This window comes from Streptomyces sp. NRRL WC-3549 (assembly GCF_000721935.1).
Classification (GTDB): domain Bacteria; phylum Actinomycetota; class Actinomycetes; order Streptomycetales; family Streptomycetaceae; genus Streptomyces.
This window is the reverse complement of sequence record NZ_KL585409.1, coordinates 29,221-31,917: the sequence shown is the minus strand read 5'-3', so window position 1 is coordinate 31,917 and position 2,697 is coordinate 29,221. Positions and strand designations below refer to the sequence as shown.

Annotated in this window: 1 pseudogene; it reads left to right on the top strand. The window is 72.5% G+C overall.

The window, feature by feature from the left end:
* Positions 1–2,697 (top strand): annotated as a pseudogene (locus IH13_RS46125) (beta-ketoacyl synthase N-terminal-like domain-containing protein); the annotation flags it as partial.

Genomic DNA, 2,697 nt, shown 5'->3' with positions numbered 1-2,697 from the left:
CACCGGTCGTGCCCGTCCCCGCCGCGACGGTTCGCGTCGCGTCCACCGTCGCCGTTGCCGCCGAACCGTTCGTCCCCGTGCAGGTTCCGGACGACGAGGCTCCGGTTGAAAGGGCCCCCGCTCCGCCGGCCCCGGACGCCTCCGACTCCCTAACGGCCGTACGCACCGCCCTCACCGAAGAGGTGGCGGTCCTTCTGGGCGTACGCCCCTGCGACCTGCACCCCGACGCTGAACTCGGCGAGTTCGGGCTCGACCTCGGCGGGTGCGCGCGGCTCGCCGAGCGGGTGAACGAGCGGTACGGAACGGTGCTGCTGCCGGGTGTCTTCGGCGAGCACCGCACGCTGCGAGCCATGGCCCGCCACCTGGTCGACGCCCATGGCGTGCGGAACACGCACGCCGCCCGCGTCGACACGCCGAGCGCCCCCGCCCCGCGGATCCACCCGCTGCTCCAGCGGACCGTGCCCGGGGGCCCGGCGGACGAGGTGACGTACGAGACCCGCTTCGACGGATCGGAACCGTATCTGCGCGACCATCGGGTCCGCGGCGGCCGGGTGCTGCCGGGAGTCGCTCATCTGGAGATGGCGCGCGTGGCGGTCGCCCGGACGCTGGGCCGGGAGGACACCGCCGCCCTCCGGCTGACCGACGTGGTGTGGCTCCGGGGCGCCGTCTCCGGCCCCGACGGGCTGACGCTGCGTGTGCGCGTGCGTACCGACGGCGAGGGCTGCGCGTACGAGATCCTCGCCGTCGGAGCCGACGGTGCCACCACCCTGAGCGGTCAGGGCCGCGCGAGCCTGGTCGAGGACGCCACCGGGCGCAGCCTGTCCCTCGACGACCTGCGGGCAACGTGCACAGAGGCGACGTACAGCGGCGAGCACGTCTACGGGCTTTACGGCGGCCTCGACCTGGAGTACGGCCCTTCGCAGCGATCCCTGACCGAGCTGCGCACCGGAAGGGACGCGGAGGGCCGCCGCCAGGTCCTGGCCGAGCTGCGCCTGCCGGAGACGGCCGAGCCGCTGCCCGGTGGTCTGCTGCACCCGAGCGTCCTCGACGGCGCCCTCCAGGCCACCATCGGTCTGTGGCTGGGCGACGGCGGTTCGGCGGCGCTCGCTCTGCCATTCGCCCTCACCCGGGCCGATGCCCTCGCCGCCTCGCCCGCCCGGGCGTACGCCTGGATCCGTCATCAGCCCGGCGGCGGAGCCGACGGGACATCCGCCCGGTTGGACGTCACCGTTCTCGATGAACGGGGTCGGGTGTGCGCGGAGTTGACCGGTCTGTCCACGCGTCGCTTGCGGGATTCGCGGGATGCCTCCTCCCTGTCTCTTATACACGATGTGTATAAGAGACAGATCTGGACGAGTTCTGGCAGAACATGCGTGCGGGCCGGGACTGTGTACGGGAGGTACCGGCCGGTCGCTGGGACCGTGGCCGGTACGCCGGGTCCGGGGCGGGCGGCTGGGGCGGTTTCCTGGACGACATCGACCGGTTCGATCCGTTGTTCTTCCAGATCTCACTGCTGGAGGCCGACCACCTCGATCCGCAGGAGCGGCTCTTCCTGCAGTGTGCTCACCACACACTGGAGGACGCCGGATACACCGCGGACAGGCTCTCGCGCGGCGCGAAGGTCGGGGTGTTCGTCGGGGTGATGTACCAGGAGTACCAGCTCCTGGGCGCCCAGGCGCAGGAACGCGGGCAGTCCGCGGCTCTGTGGGGCAGCGCTTCCACGGTCGCCAACCGGGTGTCGTACTTCTACGACTTCCACGGGCCGAGCCTGGCCGTGGACACCATGTGCTCCTCCTCCCTGACCGCCATCCACCTGGCCTGCGAGGCCATCCGCGGCGGCCAGTGCGACACCGCGCTCGCCGGCGGCGTCAACCTCACCCCGCATCCCAACAAGCACCTGGTGCTGGGACAGCGCAAGTTCCTGGCCGGTGACGGCCGGTGCCGCAGCTTCGGTGAGGGCGGTGACGGCTACGTCCCCGGGGAGGGGGTCGGTGCCGTCCTCCTCAAGCCCTTGGAGCGGGCCGTCGCCGACGGCGACCAGATCCACGCTGTGATCAAGGGCACCGCGGTGAACCACGGCGGGCGCACCAGCGGCTACTCGGTGCCGACCCCGGTGGCGCAGGGCGAGGTCATCGCGGACGCGCTCGCCGCCGCCGGTGTCGAGCCACGCTCGCTGAGCTACCTCGAAGCGCACGGCACCGGTACGTCGCTCGGCGATCCGATCGAGGTCAGCGGCCTGGAACAGGCCTTCCGCCGTGCGGGCGGCGCACCGGAGCACCTCGCCATCGGCTCCGTGAAGTCCAACATCGGGCACCTGGAGTCCGCGGCCGGCATCGCCGCCCTCACCAAGGTGCTGCTCCAGATGCGGCACGGCGAGCTCGTGCCGAGCCTGCACTCCGCGAGGCTCAACCCGCATATCGACTTCGACCGCACCCCGCTGCGCGTCCAGCAGGTCCTGGAGCCCTGGCACCGGCCCGTGCTGGAGGGCCGCACCCAGCCACGCGTCGCCGGAGTATCCAGCTTCGGCGGCGGCGGCTCCAACGCCCATCTGGTCATCGCCGAGTATCAGCCGCCGCCCGCCCGACCGGCCGAGCTCCCGGCCGACGCGCGTCCCGCGCTGCTGGTTCTCTCCGCCAGGAGCGAGAGCCGGCTCACCGAGCAGGCCCGCCGCCTGCACGCCCGCCTCGGCCGGCTGAC